Origin of the sequence: Paraburkholderia caffeinilytica (assembly GCF_051027425.1) — a bacterium.
GTDB classification, from domain to species: Bacteria; Pseudomonadota; Gammaproteobacteria; order Burkholderiales; family Burkholderiaceae; genus Paraburkholderia; species Paraburkholderia caffeinilytica_A.
In genome coordinates this window covers 1160680-1183718 of sequence record NZ_CP186553.1, presented here as the reverse complement: position 1 = coordinate 1183718, position 23039 = coordinate 1160680, and the positions used below count along the sequence as shown (strand labels likewise).

20 protein-coding genes and 1 pseudogene are annotated in these 23039 nt (G+C 61.9%); 8 read left to right on the top strand and 13 right to left on the bottom strand.

Annotated elements, in window-relative coordinates; translation table 11 throughout:
- Nucleotides 1-91 precede the first annotated feature (91 nt).
- The 3 genes from ACOSV0_RS25790 to ACOSV0_RS25780 all read left to right on the top strand — a co-directional run bounded on the left by ACOSV0_RS25790 (nt 92) and on the right by ACOSV0_RS25780 (nt 2792).
- The gene (locus ACOSV0_RS25790) at nt 92-1507 is read left to right on the top strand and encodes a cache domain-containing protein (RefSeq protein ID WP_434114890.1); all 1416 of its coding nucleotides are present in this window, start codon (nt 92-94) and stop codon (nt 1505-1507) included.
- Nucleotides 1504-2151 carry a response regulator gene (locus ACOSV0_RS25785; RefSeq protein ID WP_434114888.1) on the top strand — a complete coding sequence of 216 codons (648 nt, stop codon included), beginning with the start codon at nt 1504-1506 and terminating at the stop codon, nt 2149-2151. Before ACOSV0_RS25790 ends, ACOSV0_RS25785 begins: the two co-directional genes overlap by 4 nt.
- A 95-nt stretch (nt 2152-2246) precedes the next feature.
- Entirely contained in the window at nt 2247-2792 is a 546-nt protein-coding gene (locus ACOSV0_RS25780) for a hypothetical protein (protein WP_434114886.1), read from the top strand.
- A gap of 26 nt (nt 2793-2818) precedes the next feature.
- Here the strand turns inward: ACOSV0_RS25780 and ACOSV0_RS25775 are convergent, their stop codons facing one another.
- From ACOSV0_RS25775 to ACOSV0_RS25730, 10 genes and pseudogenes are all read right to left on the bottom strand, one after another.
- Nucleotides 2819-4057, bottom strand: coding sequence for an HlyD family efflux transporter periplasmic adaptor subunit (locus ACOSV0_RS25775; protein ID WP_434114885.1), 1239 nt, complete (start codon nt 4055-4057; stop codon nt 2819-2821).
- Nucleotides 4058-5602 (bottom strand): efflux transporter outer membrane subunit, encoded by a 1545-nt coding sequence (locus ACOSV0_RS25770; protein WP_434114883.1) that lies wholly within the window; start codon nt 5600-5602, stop codon nt 4058-4060.
- Between the two features lie 74 nt (nt 5603-5676).
- Nucleotides 5677-6603: pseudogene (locus ACOSV0_RS25765) on the bottom strand (glycosyltransferase family 2 protein); the annotation flags it as partial.
- 10 nt (nt 6604-6613) lie between these two features.
- Entirely contained in the window at nt 6614-8131 is a 1518-nt protein-coding gene (locus ACOSV0_RS25760) for a DHA2 family efflux MFS transporter permease subunit (RefSeq protein ID WP_434116139.1), read from the bottom strand.
- 92 nt (nt 8132-8223) lie between these two features.
- Nucleotides 8224-9567 (bottom strand): glycosyltransferase, encoded by a 1344-nt coding sequence (locus ACOSV0_RS25755; protein ID WP_434114881.1) that lies wholly within the window; start codon nt 9565-9567, stop codon nt 8224-8226.
- A gap of 9 nt (nt 9568-9576) precedes the next feature.
- Complete coding sequence (locus ACOSV0_RS25750; RefSeq protein ID WP_434114879.1) at nt 9577-10146, bottom strand: methyltransferase family protein; 570 nt, start codon at nt 10144-10146, stop codon at nt 9577-9579.
- Nucleotides 10143-11114, bottom strand: coding sequence for an alpha/beta fold hydrolase (locus ACOSV0_RS25745; RefSeq protein ID WP_434114877.1), 972 nt, complete (start codon nt 11112-11114; stop codon nt 10143-10145). Before ACOSV0_RS25745 ends, ACOSV0_RS25750 begins: the two co-directional genes overlap by 4 nt.
- Nucleotides 11115-11700: 586 nt before the next feature.
- Nucleotides 11701-12186: a hypothetical protein gene (locus ACOSV0_RS25740; protein WP_434114875.1), complete on the bottom strand. Its 486-nt coding sequence runs from the start codon at nt 12184-12186 to the stop codon at nt 11701-11703.
- 22 nt (nt 12187-12208) lie between these two features.
- The gene (locus ACOSV0_RS25735; protein ID WP_434114873.1) at nt 12209-12994 is read right to left on the bottom strand and encodes an H-NS family nucleoid-associated regulatory protein; all 786 of its coding nucleotides are present in this window, start codon (nt 12992-12994) and stop codon (nt 12209-12211) included.
- Between the two features lie 181 nt (nt 12995-13175).
- Nucleotides 13176-13514, bottom strand: coding sequence for a hypothetical protein (locus ACOSV0_RS25730; protein WP_179740679.1), 339 nt, complete (start codon nt 13512-13514; stop codon nt 13176-13178).
- A gap of 351 nt (nt 13515-13865) precedes the next feature.
- Between ACOSV0_RS25730 and ACOSV0_RS25725 the strand changes: the two genes are divergently transcribed.
- Nucleotides 13866-14102 carry a hypothetical protein gene (locus tag ACOSV0_RS25725; RefSeq protein ID WP_434114871.1) on the top strand — a complete coding sequence of 79 codons (237 nt, stop codon included), beginning with the start codon at nt 13866-13868 and terminating at the stop codon, nt 14100-14102.
- 10 nt (nt 14103-14112) lie between these two features.
- Here the strand turns inward: ACOSV0_RS25725 and ACOSV0_RS25720 are convergent, their stop codons facing one another.
- Both ACOSV0_RS25720 and ACOSV0_RS25715 read right to left on the bottom strand, forming a co-directional pair.
- The gene (locus tag ACOSV0_RS25720; protein WP_434114870.1) at nt 14113-15186 is read right to left on the bottom strand and encodes a DUF6765 family protein; all 1074 of its coding nucleotides are present in this window, start codon (nt 15184-15186) and stop codon (nt 14113-14115) included.
- A 291-nt stretch (nt 15187-15477) separates the two neighbouring features.
- A complete protein-coding gene (locus ACOSV0_RS25715) occupies nt 15478-15876 on the bottom strand; it encodes an FKBP-type peptidyl-prolyl cis-trans isomerase (protein WP_434114868.1) in 399 nt (132 codons plus the stop codon).
- Nucleotides 15877-16472: 596 nt separating this feature from the next.
- On the opposite strand from ACOSV0_RS25715, the gene ACOSV0_RS25710 reads away from it, so the two are divergent.
- The 3 genes from ACOSV0_RS25710 (at nt 16473) to ACOSV0_RS25700 (ending at nt 20602) form a co-directional block, all read left to right on the top strand.
- Complete coding sequence (locus tag ACOSV0_RS25710) at nt 16473-17861, top strand: FAD-binding oxidoreductase (protein WP_434114866.1); 1389 nt, start codon at nt 16473-16475, stop codon at nt 17859-17861.
- Between the two features lie 235 nt (nt 17862-18096).
- Nucleotides 18097-18687 (top strand): BPSL1445 family SYLF domain-containing lipoprotein, encoded by a 591-nt coding sequence (locus tag ACOSV0_RS25705; protein WP_434114863.1) that lies wholly within the window; start codon nt 18097-18099, stop codon nt 18685-18687.
- A 391-nt stretch (nt 18688-19078) separates the two neighbouring features.
- Nucleotides 19079-20602 carry a SulP family inorganic anion transporter gene (locus ACOSV0_RS25700; protein ID WP_434114861.1) on the top strand — a complete coding sequence of 508 codons (1524 nt, stop codon included), beginning with the start codon at nt 19079-19081 and terminating at the stop codon, nt 20600-20602.
- A 79-nt stretch (nt 20603-20681) separates the two neighbouring features.
- On the opposite strand, the gene ACOSV0_RS25695 is transcribed toward ACOSV0_RS25700, so the two are convergent.
- A complete protein-coding gene (locus ACOSV0_RS25695) occupies nt 20682-21221 on the bottom strand; it encodes a YbaK/EbsC family protein (protein ID WP_434116137.1) in 540 nt (179 codons plus the stop codon).
- A 198-nt stretch (nt 21222-21419) separates the two neighbouring features.
- Between ACOSV0_RS25695 and ACOSV0_RS25690 the strand changes: the two genes are divergently transcribed.
- Nucleotides 21420-22730 (top strand): YihY/virulence factor BrkB family protein, encoded by a 1311-nt coding sequence (locus tag ACOSV0_RS25690; RefSeq protein ID WP_434114859.1) that lies wholly within the window; start codon nt 21420-21422, stop codon nt 22728-22730.
- Nucleotides 22731-23039: the final 309 nt, after the last annotated feature.

The window sequence follows — 23039 nt, the reverse complement described above, 5'->3', positions numbered from 1 at the left end:
GATGTAGTATTCGCCTTCGTGAACGTCCTCACAAGCGCGCAACTACGTAAGCCGGCTACGTACTATTACGTAGCCGGCCGGCCCTTCAACGATGAAACTCAAAGCAAAGATTGTCCTGCTGGCGATCGTGCCCTTTCTGGCGGCCATCGCCAGCATCGAAACCGGCGTGCGCCGGGAAGCCACGGCGCTCGCCGAAACGCAACACGCGACCACCCAGGCCGCGTACATGGCCAGCAAGGAAATCGAGCTCAAACACTATGTCGAGCTGGCGACCACGGCGATCGCCCCGCTCTACAACGCCGGCCACGACAATGCGCGCGACGATGCGATGCTGCGTACCCGCGCGCTCGACATCCTCGAGAAAATGGATTTCGGCAAGGACGGCTACTTCTTCGTCTACGACATGCATGGGCGTTCGCTGATGCATCCGCGCGAGCCCGACCTCGTCGGACGCGACCTCTGGGCGCTGCGCGATCCGCAGGGCACGCCGACGATCCAGCAACTGCTCGCCGCGGCCTCGCGAGGCGGCGGTTACGTGCGTTACGTGTGGCATCGTCCGTCGACGGGCAAGCTCGCGTCGAAACTCGGCTATGTGGTGCCGCTCGAACGCTGGGGCTGGATGATCGGCACCGGCATCTATCTCGACGATGTCGACGCGACGCTCGCGCACATCGATCAGGGCGCGGCGGCCAATATCGATCGCACAATGCAATGGATCGACGGCATCGCCGTGGCCGGACTTGCCGTGATCGCATTGTGTGCGCTGGTGCTCAACGTCACCGAATATCGCAGCGCGGATGCGAAATTGAAGCGGCTCGCGCAACAGGTAGTCGATTCGCAGGAAAACGAACGGGCACGGCTATCGCGTGAATTGCACGACGGCATCAGTCAGATGATGGTCTCCGTGAAGCTGCTGCTCGAATCGGCGTTGGCGCGTTTCGAACGCAGCGACGTGCGTGTGCCCGCAGCGGAAGCCGCACTATCGACCAGTGTCGCGCGCATCGGCGATACCCTGCGTGAAGTGCGCCGCATTTCTCACGCGCTGCGTCCATCAATGCTCGACGACCTCGGCGTCGCGGCAGCGCTGGAACAACTCACGCGCGAGTTGAGCGACGAGTCGGGTATCCAGATCGGCTTCACGCAGATCGCCCACACCAACGCGGCGTCTTTGCCGGAAGCGGTCAACACTGTGTTGTTCCGCATCGCCCAGGAAGCGCTGACGAATATCGTGCGGCACGCACACGCATCCAGCGCGGCGCTATCGCTCGAGGTATCGAACGACGCCGTTACGCTGACGATCTCCGACAACGGCCGCGGTTTCGACGTGGCGCACGCACTCGTCAGTTCCCGCGCGGGCGTGGGTCTGCGCAATATGCGCGAGCGGCTGGACGCACTGGGCGGCAAACTGTCGCTCAACTCGCAGGCCGGCCATACGATCGTGACCGCGCGCGTGCCGGTCGTTGCGTCTGCGCTTCAATCGCCGGCCCTGCAGGAAACCTCACTATGAACGACATATCGCTCGCTATCGCCCGTTTGATTCTGGTCGACGATCACCCGCTAGTACGCGACGGTTTGCGCGCCCGCCTCGAAGCCGTGCGCAACATCGAAATCGTCGGCGAAGCGGGCAATGCGCAGGAAGCGCTCGCGCTCGCGGCCAGCCACGAACCTCATCTGGTGTTGATGGACGTCGGGATGAATGGCATGAACGGCATCGCGCTGGCCGGCATGTTTCATGAGCGCTTCCCGGCAATACGTGTGCTGATGCTGTCCATGCACGACAATCTCGAGTACGTGACCCAGGCGGTGCGCGCCGGCGCCAGCGGCTACGTGCTGAAGGACTCGCCCGCCACCGAAATCATTCAGGCCATCGGCGCGGTGCTGGAAGGCAAGACGTTCTTCAGTGCGGGGCTGGGCGCGCGATTGATTCAGGCATCGGCAACACAATCGCCCATTGAACGGCTCACGCCACGCGAACGCGATATTCTCGATGCGCTCGCGGAAGGCCTTTCGAGCAAGCAGATCGCACAACGCAACGACCTCTCCGTGCGCACAGTAGAAACGCATCGGTTGAATCTGAAACGCAAGCTCGATATCGAAGGTCAGGCCGAGTTGATCAAGTTCGCGGTCGAGAATCGGCGTAGAAGCCAGTGAGGTTCTGAGCCATCGCGGCATAATCTCAACTGTATAGTCGAGAATCAAAACGTCGACCCGTCTATCCCACGCTCAAAATGCCGGAGCTCAAGACGATGAAGCGCCTGATCCAATCGCCTCTGTTGAGTCTGCTGCTCTGTCTGGCTGCAACTCACGCTCACGCCGCCGACGCGCAGCGCGTCAACCGTGGCCACGATCCGTTCTTTCAGATATCCAGAGCGATCAACGAATGTCCGGTGCCTTTAGGCCCACTCGAGACCGAGCAGGAATGGCTCGACGACAGCCATTACCGGATCGAGCGCGGTAATAGCTGCTGGGTGGAAGGCCGTTGCCGTCTGTCGAATGCGTACCTCTACGATGCGGAAATCGCCGAAGCCGTGCAACGGCGTCTCACCAACATCAACTACGCTACGCATTGGCGTGAACAGTCGACACTGTGGCTCATGCTGCAGCGACGCTTCATTTACGTGCAAGGCTGCGTCGCGCCCGGTTTCGACAAACAGAGGTTCTTCGCGGAACTCGCAAAAACGGCGGACGTCGATCGCGTGATCGACGACACCACAACCAATCCGCACGCAGCGTCGCTCCCCTATAAAACGCTTGCGGATCCGGACAAGCCCGTGATCGATCCGGGCAACTAGCCGCCGTATTTCAGTGGCGCAGATCGCTAATCGGCAGCGCCGCTGCGATCACTGTTTTCCCGGATGATTTGCGCGATCAACGCGTCGGCGTCGCGCGAAACGTTATCGTGAACACGAGTAGTTTGCGTGGCCGCCGGCGTATCGTTGCCGATCAGATGACCGCTACGCACATGCGTATCCACCGACACCTGCATCGACAGTCCCAACCGTAACGGATGCGCGGCGAGTTCCGCCGGTTCGAGCGAAATCACAATCGGCACACGCTGCACGACCTTGATCCAGTTACCAGCCGCGTTCTGCGAGGGCAACATCGAAAACGCACTGCCCGTGCCTGCCGAAAAGCCTTCCACGCGCCCCCGATACACCACTTGCGAGCCGTACACGTCCGACACGATGCGCACCGGCTGCCCCACGCGCATGCTGCGAATCTGGCCTTCCTTGAAATTCGCCTCGACCCATAGGCGCTCGAGCGGAATGATCGACATGAGTGCGAGCCCCGGCCCGACCTGCTGGCCGATCTGCACCGAACGCTGCCCGACCGTGCCGTCGACGGGAGAAATGACAGTAGTACGCTGCAGATTCCGATAAGCGAGCCGCACTTGCGCAGCGGCTTGCAGAACCGGCGGACTGGCTTCCACCGGAAATTTTCCGCCGAGCGCGCGCGCGGCATCGAGCTGGACCTGCGCCGAGGCGAGGTTCGCTTGCGCGACCGCCACGGCTTCGCGAGCGCGTGCCAATTCTTCCGGCGACACGACTTCCACCGACGCATGATCGCGCGCGGCCAGCGCACGTTGCGCCAACGCGAGCTCGGCGCGGCGCGCGTCGATCGATTGGACGTATAGCTTGCGTGAGATCGTCGCGTTCGCCACCTGACGCACGGCGAGTGTCAATTGCGCTTTGGCCTGCGCGAACGCGGCGGCCGCTTCGGCATCGTCGAGTTTGACGAGCGGCTGACCTGCGCGCACCTGCCGCGTGTTGTCCACCAGAATATCGGTGACCGTACCGGGTATTTGCGCGGCGATCTGCACGATGTTGCCCGCCACGTAAGCGTCGTCGGTCTCTTCGTAGAAGCGCGCGCTCAACACCCAATAGCCCAGCCACGCCACACCGGCGAGCGCCACCACGCCGAAGAAAACGGCAAAACGGCGCCGGCGCGTCGTCCGTTTCGGGTCGTGGGCGTCGCTCGCTATGCCTGCCGTATTTGCCGGATTTTCCTGCCCCTGGGTCCAGCCGGCGGCATGCTGTGCCTGTTTATCGTTGTGCATTCAATCGAAGTGCGTATCCGTGATGCGTGCGTGAGAGGGAAAGGTCGGCTGATAGTGAGAAATCGGCGCGCCGGCCACCTTGTGTACGTCGAAGCCACCACCGAGCGCACCGACCAGCGCGACCTGCAGCAGCCGGCGGCGGCCTTGCAAATCCACCTGCTGCGCGCGTTCGTCGAGTAAAGACAGGTCGGCGAGCGTTACGTCCTTCTGCATGCCGATCCCGCGCCGATGCCGTTCTTCTGCGATCGCGACAATGCGTGAGGCTGCGTCCACCGCGCGAGTCTGCTCGGTGGCAAGCGTATCGATCGTACGCAGGGACGTCAGCTGGCGCGCGACCTCGCCGAGGGCCTCGTCGACAGTCTTGTTGTAGAGGCTTATTGCGGCGTCGACATTGGCGTAATCGCCGCCCAGTTGCGCGCGCAACCGGGTCCGGTCGAAAATCGGCAAGGAGATCGCCGGTCCCACTGAGCCGGTCAACGCCGCACGCGAGAAAAGCGCGGCGGGCGTCAATGCTGTCAGCCCGGCAAACGCCACCAGATTCACATCGGGGTAGAACTGCGCCCGGGTGGCGTCGATGTTGGCGAGCGCGGCTTCGGCCCGCAAACGTGCCGCGACGATGTCGGGACGGCGGCCCAGCAAATCGACCGGCAGTTGCGCGGGCATCGGCGCATCAACCGCCGCAGCCAGTTGCGGACGATGCAGCGACAGCCCCCGCTCCGCGCCGCGCCCCGTCAGCACGCCGATCTGTAACTCGGTGAGTTTGATGCGCTCGTCGTTGAGCGCCTGTTGCGAGGCGAGCCTGCTGCGCTTGAGTGTCGCGTCGGCCGCGTCGTACGCGTTATCGAGGCCACGCGCACCGCGCTCGCGCAACACCGCATCGACGCTATCCGCGGCCTGTTGCTTCTGCAGCAGAATGTCCTGCATTGCAAAGGCGCGATCGAGCTCACAGTAAAGCGTCACAAGCGCGACCGTCAGCGTGAGCCGCGCCTGCTCCGCGTCGACTCGTGCGGCGTCGCGCGCGGAAAGCAGGCTGCCGGTCAGCGCCGCATTCTTGCCCCACAGGTCGAGCTGATAGCTCAAGCCCGCGAACAACGCGGCCGGCGAGACATTCGGATCGCTAAACAACTGCACTGGAATCTGCTGACCGCCGACGGATACGTTAGCCACATCGTTCGACTGCGGCAAACGGGTTTTGCTCACCGTCGCACCCGCGGTGCCTGTCAGACCCGTGAGCGAAGCAAACTGTTCGAGTTGCGCCTGCGCGGCGCCCACCCTCGCCTTGGCAATCTGCAGGTCGGGATTGTTCTGCAGCGCTTCGGCGCTCAGTTCATCCAGTTGCGGATCGCGATAACGCTTGACCCAATCGGGCGCGGGCCATGCGCCGTTCGCGCCGGGCCCGATGGTCTGCGCAAGCGCATCGGCGGATGGTTTGAGCGGCTTGACCGTAGTCTGCAGACCCGAATCGCTCACGCAACCCGTCAGCGCCGCTGCAATCAGCAGCAGCGGCCAGGCACGTGGCATGGAAAAACGCATAGGCTGCCTCATGAGTGCCGGGTACGATGCATTGCACGCTCTCTTGCCGCCGGCGTGTTCATCTCGCCCAGCGTCGCTACGTTGGCCCGTTGAGCCACCTTGGCCGCGAGTCGCGGACGCGTCCGCTCGAGCGGTCCCATTCGCCCGAAGAATCCATCGAAAAGACCCTGCGTAATCGCATTGAGCTTCGCCAGTTTGTCTTTTTCCAGCAGCACGATCTGCACGATTTGCCAGAGCGTCAGCACGTTCGGCACAACCGCCACCGGCAACCGTGGCCCATACTGCAACGCCAGTTGCATAGCGTTTCGCGCGCTGTAATAGCGGCGAAAACCGGGATGATTCATCGTCGTCAATTCAAAAGAACCCAGTTTGTGACGGCGCCGCGAGCCGATCCGGTGCAACAGTACGAGCGATGGCACCACGTACACGGGCACATTGCTCAGCAGCGCGCGCAGGCAGTACTCGGTATCGACATGGTCGATAAAAAGCGTTTCGTCGAAGCGGCCGAGCCGCGCGAACGCCTCGCGTGAAATGACGCAGCCGGACGAAATCAGAAACGCGCAGCGCTGCATCGCAGCGTCGGCGTGGATGGACAGCCGCTCTACCGCCAAACCGCTCGTCGCGAGTTCAGGCAGGAAGCGTTGATCGTTTTCATCGAAGATACGCGGGCCGGCCAGAAAAGCCCGGCCACCCATCGATGTACACCGGTCGCGCATCACCGCGAAGTAAGCTTCCGGCGCCTCGGAATCCTGGTCGAACAGCGCAACCGCATCCACGCCTGCGTCGAACAGCGCGCTCAAGCCGCAATTGAAGGCGCCGGCAATGCCGTTGCGATTACCGTGATGCAGCAATGCGACACCCGCCTCGCCCAGCACCATTGCGGCGCGTGCATCCGGCAAGGGCGAATTGTCGACCACCAGCAGGCGGTCGCACGCCGAGCGCATCGCCACCGCGCGCGCGAGCTGCTCTTCGCTCGGATGAAACAGAATGATCAATGCGCCCAGGATCGTCATCGGAAGCCCCTCAGTGACCTAAAGCCATCGCGGCGCCGCGCTTCGGACGCGTAAGCCACATCATCGCGGCGAGCACGAGGCAGGTGATGCTTGCCATGTAGAACATGTCGCCGGTCGCCATCATGTAAGCCTGCTGCTGCACGACGTGATGCAAGGTGGTGAGTTCGCGCGCGCCGTCGATGCCCATGCCGTGCAGGCTCTGAACGAAGCGCTGCGTATTGCCGGACGATTTCGTCACGGACTGCGCAACGACGTCGTAGTGATACAGCGCGCGGTTGTCCCATAGCGTGACGCTCATCGCCGTGCCGAATGCCGCCGAGAGCGTGCGCAAAAAATTCGACAGGCTGGATGCCGCGGCGAGCTTATCGTCGGACACGCGTGACAGCGTCGCCGCGGTCAACGGAATGAAGAAGCACGGCAAGCCGATGCCCTGGATCAGACCCGGCGTGATGATCTGCCTGAAGGTCATGGTCAGGGTGAAATGCGCGTCCCACCACAGCACGGCCGCAAACACCAGAAAGCCGAACGTCGCGAGCACTCGCGCATCGAAACGCGCGGCGTAAATGCCGACCAGAATCGAGAACACCAGTGCAAGCACACCGAGCGGCGCGGTGGCGAGCCCGGCCTGGTACGCGGTATAGCCCATCACTGCCTGCAGCCAAAGCGGGAAAATCACGCCGACCACCGAGAAGGCCATCATGCCGAGCGAAATGATCAACACACAAAACGAAAACGTGCGATCGCGGAACAGGCTCAGATCGATCACCGGATGCCGCTCACCCGCCTCCCAGATCAGCAGCGACACGATCGCCAACCCGGCGACGATCGCCAGAGTCAGAATCAGCGGCGAATCGAACCAGCCGCGATCGTGACCGAGATCGAGTACCGTCTGCAGCGAGCCCACGCCTACGACCAGCAAAATGATGCCGGGCAGATCGATCGGCGCCGCCTTGGCAGCGGCTGCTTTTGCATCGGGGCGCAGCAACGTCATGCACACCGCGAACGAGAAGATGCCGATCGGCAGATTGATCAGGAAGATCCACGGCCACGAGAAATTGTCGATGATCCAGCCGCCCACTACCGGGCCGAAGATCGGCGCGAGCAGTACCGTCATCGCCCACAAAGCCAGCGCCACGACGCGCTTGTCGGGCGGAAAGGTACGCAGCAGGATAGTCTGGGAAAGCGGCACCATCGGCCCGGAAAAGAGCCCCTGCAGTGCCCGGCATACCACCAGAAGGTGAAAGTCGCCGGCCACGCCGCAGAGCAGCGACGTCAACGTGAAAAGGATCACCGCTCCGAGGAACAGCCGCGTTTCGCCAAGCCGTCGCGAGAGCCAGCCGGTCAAAGGCACGGCGATGGCGGCGGCCACCGAATACGAGCTGATCACCCACGTGCCCTGACTGTTGGACACACCAAGGCCGCCTGAAATAGCCGGCACCGCGACATTGGTCACGGTCGAATCCAGTACTTCGATGAAGGTGGCCAACGACAACGCGAACGTCAGCAAAGCGAGCTGCGCGCCGCGCATGCGGGGCGTATTGCGCTCGCCGGCGGAGTCGTCGCCGATGCCATGCGCCTCGCGGGCCAATGCGGCGTGCTTCGACGATGGCGTGGCGGCGCTCATACGCTATGCCCGCTGGTTGCCAATGCCGGCAAAGACACGCGGCCTGCAGTCTGCGTTCGCGCTCCGGTGGGCATGAAGCCTGCGATATAGCTAGCGGCCGCCTCACAACCGTCCGGTGATAACGCGAGCCGATCCTGCATGCGCCCACACTGCGTCGCGATCGACGGGGTGCCGAGCACATGCTTCAGCGCACGCGAAAGAGCCTGTGGTTGCAGAGGTTTATCGAGCCGAACGCCACAGCCGCTCGCAGCCACACGCTGCGCGTTATCGAACTGATCGTGCGCGAAAGGCGTCACGACTTGCGGAATGCCGGCGGCATACGCAAGCGCTGCCGTGCCGATGCCGCCGTGATGCACCATCGCCCGGCAGCGTGGCAACAGCTTTTGAAGCGGCACGTACCGCCGCTTGAGCAGTACGCCCTGGGCGTCTGCCGACCCACCCGCCGTTTGAGCGGCGATCGCGTCGGGGCGAGGCGCATCCGGTGTCAAAAGAATGCCGCGCAACCCGCTTTCCATCAGCGCCGCCCTCACTGCATTCGTATAGCGCTCGTGATCGATCAAGGTCGAGCCCGCCGTGAACACCACGGGCCGCTCGCCTGCGTCGAGAAAGGCGTCGAGTTGCGGATCGGACGCCTGCACGCCCATGTCGTTGAATAAAGGAAACCCACTGAGGCGGTGCGGCGCCGGCCAATCCGGCTGAGGCTGCGCAAACCATTCCGGAAAGAGACACAGCACGCCATCGGTTGAATGCAGCCATTCGCCGAAAATGCGTCGCGCCGGTGCGAGCGCCCGTTCCGCGCGCAGCGCGTTCAATGCGGGACCGCAGACTTTATCGAGCGCATACCGCTCGATCAACCGCATCAGCGCTACTTTTACTGCCAGCGGCAAGCCACGCGGAATCGTCAGCCGCGGGTGCGTGGGCGGCGCGTGGGACGAGAGCAGAGTCGACGGCGACACCTGCACCGATACGAATGGCACGCGATACAACTCCTGCATCAAGCGTGCGGAAAAGGCCCACAACGTGCCGACCAGTACAGTGTTGTTATCAGTCAGCGCAGCCAGCGTGTCGAAATGCGGTCGCAGCGTCGGCGCAATCACCGCCCACAGCGTACGGAACGACGTCCGCGGATGCCATAGCGCCGGGTTCGCCATCGCCGCTTCATACTCGGCGGCGGTGCCGATCGGCACGAACGCGAAGCCCTGGCGCACGGCGGCCTCCGCGAACGGCGGATGCGTGCAGAAGACGATCTCGTGACCGCGCGCAGCCAACGCTGCGCCGATGCCGAGCAAAGGATGCACGTCGCCCGCCGAGCCGATCGCGGTGATGATGACTCTCGCCATGCCTGCGGCTCAGAAAAGACCGGGAATCAACGCGGCGACGTCGCGACGATACTGCGAATAGGCACGGCCGAAATGACCGGTCAGCCAGCTCTCTTCGACCCGCACCTTATAAGCCAGCGATGCGAAAATCAGCAGCAGCCCAGCCACGCCGCGCCATTGCGCACCGATCAGCACGGCACCCAGGAGCGCCAGCAGGCAACCGGTATAGATCGGATGACGAACCAGTCCATAAGGCCCGCTGCGCACCAGTTCATGCCCTTCCTTCAGCGTGACCGACACGCTCCAGTTGGTGCCGAGATGCAACCGCGCCCACACGGAAAATGCGAGGCCGGCCAGCAGCACGGCGAAGCCGGCAAGCTGCAGCACCCCGATCGCATGCGGATCGAGGGACAACGCCGTTGTGTTGAAGTCCGGCAGCACGATCAGCGCGCCGCCGCCAATCAATGGAATCGACTGCAATGTGCGCGATAGCGATGCCTCTTTGCGCGCGGTCTCCTTGACGCGGTTCGACGTCGCGACCCAATACAGCAGCCACAGTGTCCACGGTACGACAATGGCGATGCTCTGAATGATATTCACGGTAGTTCGACCTGTTGAAACGAGTGATCGGCGGTGGCCTGCAACGCAACGTTCGCGATGGCGGGTTGTGGCACCGGCATGATGGGCGGGCGGGCGGCGAATGTGTCGAAGCAGTCGAGCGCGCGGCCTGCCGCCTGTACCGGCGCGGCGCCGAAGTAATCGAGAATCGCGGTTCGAACCTGGCGCAGCGCGGGCCGCCCTTCGAGATCGAGAAAATGACCGGCCTGCTCGATCGTGAGAAACTCGGCGCGCTTCAGATGCGTGCTGAGCGAACGGGCGTCCTCAGGCGTGGTGTACGCGTCGAGCTCGCCGTTGAGGAACTTCAATCCGCAATCGATGTTGCGGAACTCGTGCAGATAGTCCTCGGGACGAATGGCCAGAATCTGGTCGACGTGAAACGCTACCTGCTCCTGCTCATCGCGCGGCAGCGTGGAGAGATAGCGGTAGTTGTAGAGCTTCATGATGCGCGGCAGATGCTGGCCGACAGTATCGTTGAGCAGCTGCGCGGCCTTCAGATTTTCCCCGGCGGCAATGTAGTCGCGGGCCGACGTCACGTATGCGGTCATCGCCTCGTTGAGCCGCGGCGAGAACGATGCAATCACCGCGCGCCTCACACTGGTGCGCGCCCGCGAGAGTGCAAGCAGCGACGCCACGCCGCCCCACGACACCGACAACAGGAAGCTCGGCTCGAATAAGCCTATTAGATGCAGCAGAATGTCGACTTCGTCGTCTTTTGTAAGAACGAAATCGCACACGTTATGCGCTTTCGATTGACCCGCATAAGGTAAATCGAAACAAATTGGGTTGTAGCGTTCGCCGAGGTATTTGATTGTCTGTCCGAACGACGCCGTGGTGGCCAACGCGCCGTTGATCAGAATGACGCTCTCGAAGGCCGGATCGAATACGTGACGTTCAACGTAGACTTTCAGGCCCGCCGGTAGCGGAACAAGGAGTTTTTCGATGGGCATGGCGTATTCGCATGCATTTGCGCAAAGCAAATGCGTACTGATACCGCGCCCGCGCTCGCGGACGCATTGCGGCCGTACTACCGCGGACCAGGCCCATGCGATTTGCCTTTATGCCGGCAAATCCGATCCGCGACGGCCACTGCTACACCGAAAACATGCATCACCTGGCGTGATGTCTGCCTGCTCTCCATGAAATGCGTCTGAACTCAGGACGCGCTTCAATCGAGCGTTCGATGCCTCGTAATATATTTATATGTAATTTCGAAAACGGTGCTTCAATCGCTGCGGCATGCCATTCTTTGACGCCAGTCTGGCCTGACTGCATGAAGACTTGATGTCAATATACGATGACGGAAAGCTTTTTAACATATTTCAAAAATAAAAGCTAAAAAAAGTCATTGCGCATACGTTCGAAATCGCCGGGAAAATCTAATTGAAAGGAAACAGCATTACATCGGGCAATGTTCAACGGGGCATGGTCGGATAGCCCGAAACGCTACGCGAGCACGCGAGCGTCTGGGCAACAGGAAAGGATTGGAAAGAAGCGACTATATCCAACAGCACGAACCACTCGCCAGGAACCCGACTAGCGGACCAGCGAGTATGCTTCCCGGCTGGCGATCTCGCCCGCGCCATACACGCCGACCACCGTATAGTCCGACGCCACGCATTCGAAGGTCGCGTCCTGAAACGTAATGACGAAATGGCGCTGCACTGGACCCGACGACATGACGGCCGAAATCTCGGCAGCCAGCGACGAATTCAATACTTCGTGAACCGAGTACCCACTAAGCCCTTGCGAAGCGAGTGGATGAATCTCGAGATCGACGTCGCCGGGTGGCCCCAGCCGATGAAACACGGCATCGGGAAAGAGCACCGTGCAAAATGGATCGTCGTCGGAATCGAACGGTCCGAACCGTTCAAAGTCGGATTCGGCAATCGGATAAGCAAGGATCACCCGGCGGCCACTAACGACAATGAATGGCTCGGCAGCGTCGGCGGCCGGATGAGGAACGGAGTCCAGCAGGACGACGTGGTCTTCCTGCTGGGGTGTTGCGAACGAACTGGTCATCTACTTCGCGACTCCGTTATGCTCACGCGCCGGTTTGTACCGTCGAGGTTTGCGGCGCGGCGGCTGCACTCGTGCCTTTACTACCCGTCTTGCGGCCGGGTGCTTTCTTTGCCGCGGCGGTTTTCTTCACAGCTGCTTTCTTTACCGCGGGCCTGCCGACGCTTTTCTTTGCCGCGACTTTTTTAGTCGCCGCACGGCCTTTCTTTGCAGCCGCTTTGGACGCTACTGCCTTTTTCGCCGTGACTACTTTTTTGCCAGCGACATTCTGTGTAGCCGCAGCGCCATCGATCAGAAACCTGGTGCGGTCTTTGACCGCTGCGAGCCATGCCGGTGCCGGACCGCGTCCGCTCCAGGTAGCGCCCGTTTTCGGATTGAGGTACTTGGGCGGCTGTGCGCCTTTGGGTTGACCCTTGCCCCCGGTCTTGGCGCGAGTAACCGCTGCCTTTGCCGTTGACTTCAATTCGCTTGCGCCTTCGATCAGGAATTGCGTCCGGTCTTTCACGGCGGCAATCCACGCAGGTGCGCGCCCGTGCCCCGTCCAGGTCGCGCCGGTTTTATGGTCGCGATACTTCGGCAGCGACTTGCCTGCGCCGGAGGCTTTTGCCTTGCCACTTGCAGTGTGACCATTCAAGGCGTGCGCGGCGCGTCTCGCCTTTGCCTTTGCTTCGATATCTGCAGTGGTCAGGCCATGCTTGAGCATCAGCTCGCGAATCTGGTCGACTGCGGCTTGTGCTTTCCTGGCAATAAGGACGTCAGCTTGTGCCTGGAGCTTCTTAAGCTTTGCTTGAATTTGCTCTAACGTGGGCATTTGATTGCTCCTTATGTGGTAATCGATCGAACTATGCCATGAATAGCGCGAGAAAGGCAGATCTACGCGTCTATAAAGACATCAGGTTTTCACGGAAACGCATCCCGTGGAGTACGAACCTTTCGAGTCCACTACTCAATTGCCGCATTCTTTATGCCTTTCCTATTGCCTGCCAATGGCTTTAAATCGGAGTAAATACGACAACCTGGCGATCGGCAATGTACCGTACGCTGCGCATGAACCGGTACTGTTGATCGTCCGCGGTTATCCGGTTGAGTCCTAACTGCGTCAATGCCAGCATCTCATCGGCCTGAAAAGCGGCTACTACGCCGTGATCCGTCAAGTCCTCCAGCGTACCGGATGGATTGCCGACATAAACGCTGCGTACTTGCGTGCCGATTCGCATCAGCACCACGCTTTCTCCTTCGTCGAGCGCCAGTTCGAGATAGCCCGCAAGCGTTCGTAATGAATCGGGCGTGCAGGCCTGGGCCTGATAGATCGCAGCGTTCGATGGCGTCATTTCTGTTTCTCCGTCACCCATCAAGAGAAGCCGGCCGCAGTGCAATTCGGCAATAGTCGCTTCTACTATAGGCAAGCATCCGGAGATTCAAAGGACGGCAGTACTTTTTTTTAGCCGTAACCCCGCGTTACCAATCTCGCAATGCCGTTTCACCTGTATCCGGCCCCTGCTTCTACACTCCGAACCGCGCTCAAAAGCAAAGTAGTGGCAACCCGGCCGCAATCGGATGAATCGCACCTGGCGGCACACGGGAAAGGAACGCGAATGGCATGAGCGCGGCCGCCGGGGCGGCTATTGAAATGGCGCATAAGAGCACCACTTTAGAAAAACTTAATAGCGGGGTACTTTCAGATGAAAGCTGGTTTTATCAAGGCCGCCCTTGCGGCGGTTGTGTTGACTTCGGCCGCAGTCGGCACGGCGAACGCGGCCGGTTGCATGAAAGGCGCGGTTGTGGGCGGCGTCGCCGGTCACTATGCCGGGCACCACGCGGTAGTGGGCGCGGTGGGCGGCTGCCTGGTGGGAAGACACATGGCGAAGAAACAGGCGGAAGAACGGGCCGCGCAACGTCAGCAAGCGCGAGTGGAATAGCCCTGCCCATTCACGCGATCCGCAGCCCGCAAGCCGGCAGAATCTCCTGCGTGGTGACGAAGCGGTGTTCTTTGACTGCATCGTGAAAGCGCCGGTAATCGCTTTTCTCGAAGACTTCGCTCCACCGGGGGCGGTCCCCTGAATCATCGTCGGACTGCAAACCGGTGGCTTTGTATTTCCAGGAACCGAGTCCCTTGGGCACGTAGTCCGGGATCGACTCCTCGAGGCCGGGAATAGCGCCGGTTTTCACCGCTTCGCAAAGGGACCGCAGGCGCTTGTTATCGTCCGGATTCCGATTGGTGTCGAGCAGCGTTGTCAGCGCGGCTTTGACATCTTCCGGCAAGCCGGGCTGGGATTCGAAATCTTCCCGTCCCGCGAGGTAGGCGCGTACCGCGCGGCAAGTCATCTCGGCCGCCTGCATGAATTCAGGCAGATTGTGCCTTTCGACGTGCACGTTTCTGCCGTCGACGTAATGCCATTTCGCCCATGGCTGGTCGGGATAGTGCAAGGCGGCGCCGTGACCGACAGGCAGTGCAAGCGTCAGGACATCTTCCTCGATGCGCTGGACCAGATGCCGCGTGGCGCGGGTAAGGTGGGCAAACCAGCCCTCCTGCGTGCAATCTTCAGCCTCCAGCATACGAACGCGGTTCATCGGACTTTCGATACCGGCGAAACCCTGGTGGGCCCACGTATCGACGTACGTGTGAAGCGTCACACCCAGGCGGTGCAACGCCGTATCGGTGTCCCGCTGCCGGATTGCCCGGCGAACCACTTCGCGTGCAACGGTACTGTCCGCCCGGCACACGGCTTTATCTTCGAGTGTCTTTCCGACACCTGCGGGCAGAAAATGAAAAGGCGTCCACACCAGCCGGTTCTGGTCGTTTTCCGTGTTGGTGTAATCGAATAGCTTGTGCGCGGTAGCGAAGCGCTCGAACGTTTCGCCGCCCGAAAAACGCAGTATTCCTGACGTGGTCGCGTCATCGACATACTGGCAGGCATGCGCCACAGTGAGCGCATCGCCGGGCGTCATTCCGCCAGTGCGGGCGACGATATAAACCACACCGTAGTGAAAATCGATGTTCATGCAGGCGCTCCCAACGCACAACGAATGACGGTCAGATCTTCCGGAATGCGCAAAGCAACTGTCGCAACGACGGCGCAAGCGCAGAAGGTAAACGACTGAGTGCAACGGAACTTTAAAAAACCTGGCCTGCGCTCAGCGGGATGCGCAATCGGCGCTGGAACCCACTTGCATCGCATCGCCTTCCAACTTCATCGCTGATAGATTTCAGCGAATACGTACAGTGCCCTGAAAAAGAAAAACCCCGCTTCGATCTCCGGAGCGGGGTTCTGTCTCAGCGCACTTCGCGCCGTATTACTTGACGATACCAACCAGTTCAACTTCAAACGTCAGATCGCTATTCGGCGGAATCACGCCGACGCCACGATCGCCATAAGCAGTCGCCGCCGGGCAGGTCAGCCTGGCCTTGCCGCCGACTTTCATTTTTTGCACGCCTTGCGTCCAGCACGGAATCACGCGATTGAGCGGGAAGGTTGCCGGGCCGCCATGCTTCGCCGAGCTATCGAACTCGGTGCCGTTAGCGAGCGTGCCGCGATAGTTGACCTTCACGACGTCGTCAGCGGCCGGCTGGGCGCCCGTGCCCTGCGTGAGCTGTTCGACGATGACGCCGGAAGGCAGCTTTTCAGTGGTGGAAGCGGCCATCGCCGTGGAAGAAAGAACAGCCGCGGCGACCAATGCAACGATAGATTTCAAAGCGAGTCTCCAGGTGAGTGGTGCGCGCCATTGTAGCGGATGACATGTCCGGTGCCGATCATGGCGCTCGTGATGATCATGCGGCCAGTCCCGAAGTGATGGGCCGGTTCGCCGTGACCGGATGGTTGCGCTGACCCGGCTGGACCGCTACCGCCTATCTGGATGGCGTCGCCGCCGCGGCCGGCATTGCGACAATTACCGCGATCGGCGCGATTGGCCGCGCGGTGAGTCCTTTATTGGTTGGGATGCTGAAGGCCGAAACCGGCCGCGTTCAAGTAAGCAGCCATTCGTCCAAAAGTGTCGCGACGCAGCCACCACTGCGGCGCACAACCAACACTTCTTCTCGCGGTCTTTTCCCGAAACATTTCCACCATATGCAGCAGCGATGCCGGCCATCACTCGCGCCGCAACGCGCGGACACTTGCCGCATGCGCCTTTGCGCGGCGTCGATCGCGGACGCGGGTTTACCTTCGTTTGACTTATGGGGGCAGGGCCGTTTACTGGACGCAGTTTGAACCTGTCCAGACGCTTTCAATTTACTTTGTTCAGCTGAATTGTGTTCTGAGAGCGTCTCCTGTTATGTGTGGAGGTGTGTCATGGTTAGCGTGTCCAGCAGCGCCGCTGAAGAACTCAAAGCCGCGATCCGGGGGGAACTCCTGCTGCCCGGCGATGCGGGCTTCGACGCGGCCCGCAGCATCTGGAATGCAATGATCGACCGGCATCCGGCGATGATCCTGCGCTGCGCCGGCGTGGCCGACGTGCGCCGCGGCGTAGCATTCGCGCGCGACAACAATCTGCCGCTGGCGGTGCACAGCGGCGGCCATAACATCGCCGGCACTGCGCTGTGCGACGACGGCCTCGTGATCGACCTGTCGCCGATGAAATCCGTACATATCGACCCGGTCGCGCGGCGCGCGTATGTCGAGCCAGGCGCTACGCTCGGCGATTTCGACCACGAGGCGCAAGCGTTCGGGCTCGCCACGCCGCTCGGCATCAACTCGACCACAGGCGTAGCAGGTCTGACGCTCGGTGGCGGGTTCGGCTGGCTAAGCCGCAGATACGGCATGACCGTCGACAATCTGATTTCAGCCGACGTGGTCACCGCCGACGGCGAGTTGCTGCGCGCGAGCGCCGACTCGCATGACGATCTGTTCTGGGCGATCCGCGGTGGCGGCGGCAATTTCGGCGTCGTGACGCGCTTCGAGTTCGCACTGCATCCGGTCGGGCCGCTCGTATACGGCGGCCTCGTCGTGCTGCCGATCGATCAGGCGAAGAACGCCCTGCTCCAATACCGCACCGCGGCGGAACAGATGCCGGAAGAATTGAGCGCATGGGCCGTTTTGCGGCTTGCGCCACCGTTGCCGTTCCTGCCGCCCGAAGTGCACGGCAAGCCGGTCATCGTATTCGCGATGTGCTACTCGGGCCCGGTCGAAAATGGGCCGTCCGTGGTGGAGGCCGTACGCGGTTTCGGTACGCCGGTCGGCGAGCATCTTGGGCCGATGCCGTACGCCATGTGGCAACAGGCGTTCGATCCGCTGCTGACACCCGGCGCGCGCAACTACTGGAAGTCGCACAACCTCGACAAAATATCGGACGGTCTGATCGATGCACTGCTCGATGCGATTGGCAAGCTGCCGTCGCCGCAATGCGAGATATTCTTCGGGCAGATCGGCGCGCAGACGAGCCGCATGCCGGTCGAAGCCACGGCCTATTCGAGCCGCGACACGCAGTACGCGATGAACGTGCACGGCCGTTGGGACGACGCGAGCGATGACGAACGCTGCATTGCCTGGGCCCGCGCGTTCTTCGACGCCGCCGCGCCGTTCGCGCTAGGCAGCGTTTACGTGAACTTCATGACGCAGGAGGAAGGCGGCCGGGTGGCTGACGCGTATGGGCCGAACTACGCGCGTCTCGTCGCCGTGAAGAACCGCTACGACCCGCGCAACCTGTTCCGCCACAATCAGAATATCCGCCCGGCGGCTTAGGGATCGCGGCGGAAGCGGCGTTGAACGCCGCGAATTCCCGCGAACGTCTGCGCATTACGGTTGTCTGACCCACGAGCCGTGACGTCGGGCACGCTAAATGCTGGTTAGCAGGCGTACGGGCTCCCGGTGTACGGGTTTCCAGCACACGGGCTCCCGGCGTACGGACCTGCCGGTGTCACGGCACTCACTGTTACAGAGGAAAACGCAACCTTCACCACGCAAAAGGAAAACAATCATGCGCAGACGACAATTCATCATGACCACGAGCGCTGCTTTGGCTACGGCGGGTTTCAGCCTCGCCGGCTGCACGACCACCTCGCCGTCCTCGAGCGCATCGCCGTCGGCGAATGCCGGCAAGCGCGACACGATCAACGCCGGTATCGACTCCACGCTGTCGCGTCTGTACGCGAACGTCACCGGCTCGAGTGAACTGGTCGCCAAAGCGCGCGGCGTACTCGTATTCCCGTCGGTGATTTCGGCGGGCTTCTGGATCGGCGGGCAATACGGCGAAGGCGCCTTGCGCGTGGCCGGACGCACAACGGGCTACTACAGCACCGTCGCGGGCTCGTTCGGTTTGCAGATCGGCGCGCAGTCCAAGGCGCTCGTGTTTCTGTTCATGACGCAAGAGGCGCTGGATAAATTCCTCGGCAGCCAGGGGTGGGCAGCCGGCGCCGATGCAACGGTCGCCGTGCTGAAGGTCGGCGCGAACGGCGCGGTCGATACTTCGACCGCGACCAGCCCGGTCGAAGCGTTTGTACTGACGAACGGCGGCCTGATGGCCGGTGTATCGCTCGAAGGCACCAAGGTCTCACGTCTGATCATCTGAGCAAGCGCCGCTCGCTAAAGACAGTCAGACGCAGTCACGCAGTCACGCAGTCACGCAGTCGCGCAGTCGCGCAAGCGGCTGCGTGACGTCTCCATGTGGCGGCATCATCCGCGCCATCGTCACGGCTCTGCCCGCCTCGCCGGGTCACATTGACCGTACTGCTGTAAAATTCACCCGTTTTGCAATCCTGGCTGGCCACTGCTCCGCCTTCGCCACGACATATGTTCTGTCTGGCGCCTCGTGTATCGCCACGCTGTTTGCCCCGGCTTCCCACTTCGCCGACCGCTCGCGGACGGTGTCCGCGTATGGACGCGACGGCACGCCACTTTTTACACGTCGATAGCGCACCGCACAGCCGCCGCGCGCAACCCGCAATTACCGCTCCCTTCAGATGAACACCGCTAGTCCCACTCACGGTTGGCTCGCCAATCTTCCCGGCATCAAGAGCAATGTCCTCGCGGGTCTCACCTCGTCGTTCGCGCTGGTGCCGGAATGCATCGCCTTCGCGCTGGTCGCCCACCTCAATCCGTTGATGGGTCTGTACGGCGCCTTCTTCATCTGCACGATCACGGCGCTATTCGGCGGGCGGCCCGGCATGATCTCCGGCGCGGCCGGTTCGATGGCCGTGGTGATCGTGGCGCTGGTCGTGCAGCACGGCGCGCAGTATCTGCTTGCCACGGTCATGCTCAGCGGCATCCTGATGGTGCTGTTCGGCGCGTTGCGGCTAGGCAAGCTGATCCGCATAGTGCCGCATCCGGTGATGCTCGGTTTCGTCAACGGGCTCGCGATCATCATTGCGATGGCGCAACTGGCGCACTTCAGACAAAGCACGCCGCAAGGCGAACAATGGCTGCACGGCAGCGCGTTGCTGATGATGTGCGGCCTCGTCGCGCTCACGATGCTGATCGTCTATCTGCTGCCGCGGCTCACACGCGCCGCGCCGCCCGCGCTGGTGGCGATCGTCGGCGTGGGGCTCTTCAGTCAGCTTTTGCACCTGCCCGCGCGTACGCTCGGCGACATGGCCCACATCGCAGGCGGCCTGCCGGGCCTGCATTTTCCCAGCGTGCCGATGAATCTCGACACACTGCATGTGGTGCTGCCCTACGCGTTGCTGATGGCGATCGTCGGTTTGCTGGAAACACTGCTGACTTTCAACCTGACCGACGAGATCACCGAAACCCGCGGTCAGCCGAATCGCGAATGTCTGGCGTTGGGCGCGGCGAATATCGCCTCGGGCCTGTTCGGCGGCATGGGCGGCTGCGCGATGATCGGGCAGACCATGATCAATCTGAATTCGGGTGGCCGCTCGCGGCTGTCGGGCATCGTCAGCGGCGTGATGATCCTGATGTTCATTCTGTTTTTATCGCCGCTGATCGAACGGATTCCGTTGGCGGCGCTGGTCGGCGTGATGTTCGTGGTGGCGCAGCAGACCTTCGCATGGGGCTCGCTGCGGGTATTGGGCAAGGTGCCGCGCAACGACGCGCTGGTCATCGTTGCCGTCACCGTCATCACCGTGTTCTCCGATCTCGCGATCGCCGTGTTGTGCGGCATCGTAATCGCCGCGCTCAATTTCGCCTGGCAACATGCCCGCGAAATTCATGCTCATATCGAAGAACGCGGCGGCGACAAAACCTACGTTCCGCGCGGCACGTTGTTTTTTGCGTCGACCACCCGCTTTCACGAGCTATTCGACCCGCTCAAAGATCCAGGCGACATCACGGTTGACTGCAGCCATCTGATGCTCGCGGACCATTCCGCATTGGCCGCGCTGCAGGGACTGGTCGAACGCTACCGGAAAGCCGGCAAGCAATTGCGTGTGAAAAATCTGTCGGAGCGCAGCCTGCGCTTGCTGACCCAGGCCGGCGTTGAGATATCAGGAAACGGCGCCCTTCTTCATCGGCGCGCGCCGCTTTAGTCGTAGCTTGGGCCACCGCGTCAACCGCCGTGCGCAAGGCCGAGTTGAAGATCGGGTTGAATACCGCGTTGCAAACAACTCACCCGGGCGGCAGCGCCAGCGCGGCAACTTCACACCGCGGCCACTGCTGCAGCACCTTGGGCGCCAACAGCAACTTGGCGGCCCGCACGCCTGCTCCCATTACGATCTGAGCACGTTCCATGACTGCGGTGTCGACGAGAATGCGCCAGCCGTCCGGCAAGCCGAAGGCCGTGATTCCTCCGAACTCCATCCCGCTATGCTCCACCGCGGCCTCCCGCTTGGCGAACGAAAGACGCTGCGCGCCCAGCGCCGCCTTCACCGCGCCATTGATGTCGAGGCGCAGCGAACCTAGCGAGACCAGCGCCGCGTAGTGCTCGGCGCCCTCTTTCTTGTAGCGGATCACGATCGTATTGGCGCAGTCCTCAAGGCCGAAGCCGTAGCGCGCGCTGAACTCGGCGGTATCGGAAGCGTCATCGCTAACGGCAAATACGGTCACGCCCTGAGCCGGCAAATTCTCGACGACATGCGCCGGCAAATGCGCGCTCAATTGTTCCGCAGGAATGACGTCCAGCTGTTTTACGGGTTCGTGCGAGTGCATAGTGATCAAAGTGTGAAGGTCCATCGGCATTCTACCGGCACACCTGCTTGCGGCACATCACGCGCGGACGCAAGCAGCGCTTGTTATAGTGACAGGCACAGGGTTTGCGAAAGGTGTCGATGCGAAGACTGCGTCGATGCCACCTCAACGGCACGCACACGGTGCATCCGGCGCCAGTATCCCATTGAGAAAACGACCATGGACATCGACACGCTTTCCGCCGAAAACCTTCAGCTGGTGGCCCGCAAGCAGGCCAATTGGGCAATCGGCGCATTCAAACAGTTTGCCGACGACCGTTGCGCGGCCATGGCCGCCAGCATCGCCTTCTATGCGGCCTTCTCGCTCGCGCCCACGCTGGTCATGGTGATCGCCGTAGCCGGCTGGTTCTTCGGCGCCGAAGCCGCGCGCGGCGAGCTGTTCACCCACATTCACGGCCTGCTCGGCGACCAGGCCGCCGCGGGCGTGCAGACGATCGTCGAGAACGCTCATCACAGCGGCAGCGCCGGGGGCGTCGCGGCCGTCATTTCATTCACGATGCTGGCAATCGGCGCCTCGGCGACCTTCTCGTCGCTCAATAGCGCACTCAATATGGTGTGGCCGTACACGGGGCCGCGCTCGTCGAGCGTGATCGCGATGGTGCGCGTGCGCCTGATTTCGTTCGGCCTCGTGCTCGGCGTGGCGTTCCTGCTGATCGTCTCGCTGGTGCTCGATACGGTCATCACGTTCATCGGCAAATGGCTGTGGGGGAACTCGCCCTATGTGGTGATCGGCAACCTGCTGCAACTCGGGGTCGGCCTGCTGGTGCTGGCGTTCGCCTTTGCCGGCCTGCTGAAGTTTTTGCCCGACGCCAAGGTGCAGTGGCGCGATGCATTTGTCGGTGGAGTCGTCGCGGCCGTGCTGTTCTCGGCGGGCAAAAAACTGTTCGCGCTGTATATCGCGCACGCCGGAATGGCCAGTTCGTTCGGCGCGGCCGGCTCGCTCGCCGTGTTGCTGATGTGGCTGTACTTCTCGGCCGCCGTACTCCTGCTCGGCGCGGAGTTTTCAGCAGCGCGCGGGCGCATGCACGATCCACGCGGCGGGTGGGGGATGCAGGAAGAGTCGCCGCCGGGCAGCCGTGCCAAGCTTGCTTCGGTGCTGGCGGCATCGACGGTTTCGGCCGATGCGCAACCGCGCGTCCAAGACCGTGAATCAGGCGCCGCGAGCGCCCCTGCGGCAACGGGCGCCGCAGCCACCGCGGCGCTTGCTGCGACCGCTTCGGCGCCGGCTTTGCCGCGGGTGGAATCGCACAAGAAGGCTTCGGCGCGGGCGACCGCGGTCAAGGTCGGCCGCACCGTCGTTCGTGCCGAAGCGCAGGCAACACGCGTCGCCGCCGTGACGCTGGTCGAAGCGGGACGCACGGCCGTCGCGGCCGATCGCTATGTCAAACGACATCCGTGGACCTCGGTGCTGATGGCCGCGGCAGCGGGGCTGGCGGCGGCCGCCGTGGCACGCCGCAACGGGGGGCGATAACGGCCATCGCGTCGCAAATGACGACCGGGGCGCGCCCGTCAAGCGAAAACGCGATCTCATTTTTATATGGACGCCACAAAACGGCGAGAACCGTTAGACGACTAAATTACAAAGGCCATTCAAACAAGTGTCCAAATTGAGAGTACCGAAGCCTTCACTATCAACGAAACAACAATAATGCCCAGTCAACGAATCAATATTGCGGAAACAGCAATAATCGTTAACGGGCTTTAAATACAAGGCTTTGCGACGTTTGTCACTTTTTAGAGACATTCTTTTTTTTCCTGTTCTTACCGATTGAGGCAGTGA

Excerpts from the sequence above, each read along its gene's own strand:
- ACOSV0_RS25780 (WP_434114886.1), top strand. The coding sequence starts at position 2,247 with ATGAAGCGCCTGATCCAATCGCCTCTGTTGAGTCTGCTGCTCTGTCTG.
- ACOSV0_RS25735 (WP_434114873.1), bottom strand. The coding sequence starts at position 12,994 with ATGCCCACGTTAGAGCAAATTCAAGCAAAGCTTAAGAAGCTCCAGGCA.
- ACOSV0_RS25720 (WP_434114870.1), bottom strand. The coding sequence starts at position 15,186 with ATGAACATCGATTTTCACTACGGTGTGGTTTATATCGTCGCCCGCACT.
- ACOSV0_RS25690 (WP_434114859.1), top strand. The coding sequence starts at position 21,420 with ATGGACATCGACACGCTTTCCGCCGAAAACCTTCAGCTGGTGGCCCGC.
- ACOSV0_RS25700 (WP_434114861.1), top strand. The coding sequence starts at position 19,079 with ATGAACACCGCTAGTCCCACTCACGGTTGGCTCGCCAATCTTCCCGGC.
- ACOSV0_RS25725 (WP_434114871.1), top strand. The coding sequence starts at position 13,866 with ATGAAAGCTGGTTTTATCAAGGCCGCCCTTGCGGCGGTTGTGTTGACT.
- ACOSV0_RS25740 (WP_434114875.1), bottom strand. The coding sequence starts at position 12,186 with ATGACCAGTTCGTTCGCAACACCCCAGCAGGAAGACCACGTCGTCCTG.
- ACOSV0_RS25770 (WP_434114883.1), bottom strand. The coding sequence starts at position 5,602 with ATGAGGCAGCCTATGCGTTTTTCCATGCCACGTGCCTGGCCGCTGCTG.
- ACOSV0_RS25785 (WP_434114888.1), top strand. The coding sequence starts at position 1,504 with ATGAACGACATATCGCTCGCTATCGCCCGTTTGATTCTGGTCGACGAT.
- ACOSV0_RS25745 (WP_434114877.1), bottom strand. The coding sequence starts at position 11,114 with ATGCCCATCGAAAAACTCCTTGTTCCGCTACCGGCGGGCCTGAAAGTC.
- ACOSV0_RS25730 (WP_179740679.1), bottom strand. The coding sequence starts at position 13,514 with ATGACGCCATCGAACGCTGCGATCTATCAGGCCCAGGCCTGCACGCCC.
- ACOSV0_RS25790 (WP_434114890.1), top strand. The coding sequence starts at position 92 with ATGAAACTCAAAGCAAAGATTGTCCTGCTGGCGATCGTGCCCTTTCTG.
- ACOSV0_RS25775 (WP_434114885.1), bottom strand. The coding sequence starts at position 4,057 with ATGCACAACGATAAACAGGCACAGCATGCCGCCGGCTGGACCCAGGGG.
- ACOSV0_RS25755 (WP_434114881.1), bottom strand. The coding sequence starts at position 9,567 with ATGGCGAGAGTCATCATCACCGCGATCGGCTCGGCGGGCGACGTGCAT.
- ACOSV0_RS25695 (WP_434116137.1), bottom strand. The coding sequence starts at position 21,221 with ATGCACTCGCACGAACCCGTAAAACAGCTGGACGTCATTCCTGCGGAA.
- ACOSV0_RS25705 (WP_434114863.1), top strand. The coding sequence starts at position 18,097 with ATGCGCAGACGACAATTCATCATGACCACGAGCGCTGCTTTGGCTACG.
- ACOSV0_RS25710 (WP_434114866.1), top strand. The coding sequence starts at position 16,473 with ATGGTTAGCGTGTCCAGCAGCGCCGCTGAAGAACTCAAAGCCGCGATC.
- ACOSV0_RS25760 (WP_434116139.1), bottom strand. The coding sequence starts at position 8,131 with ATGCGCGGCGCGCAGCTCGCTTTGCTGACGTTCGCGTTGTCGTTGGCC.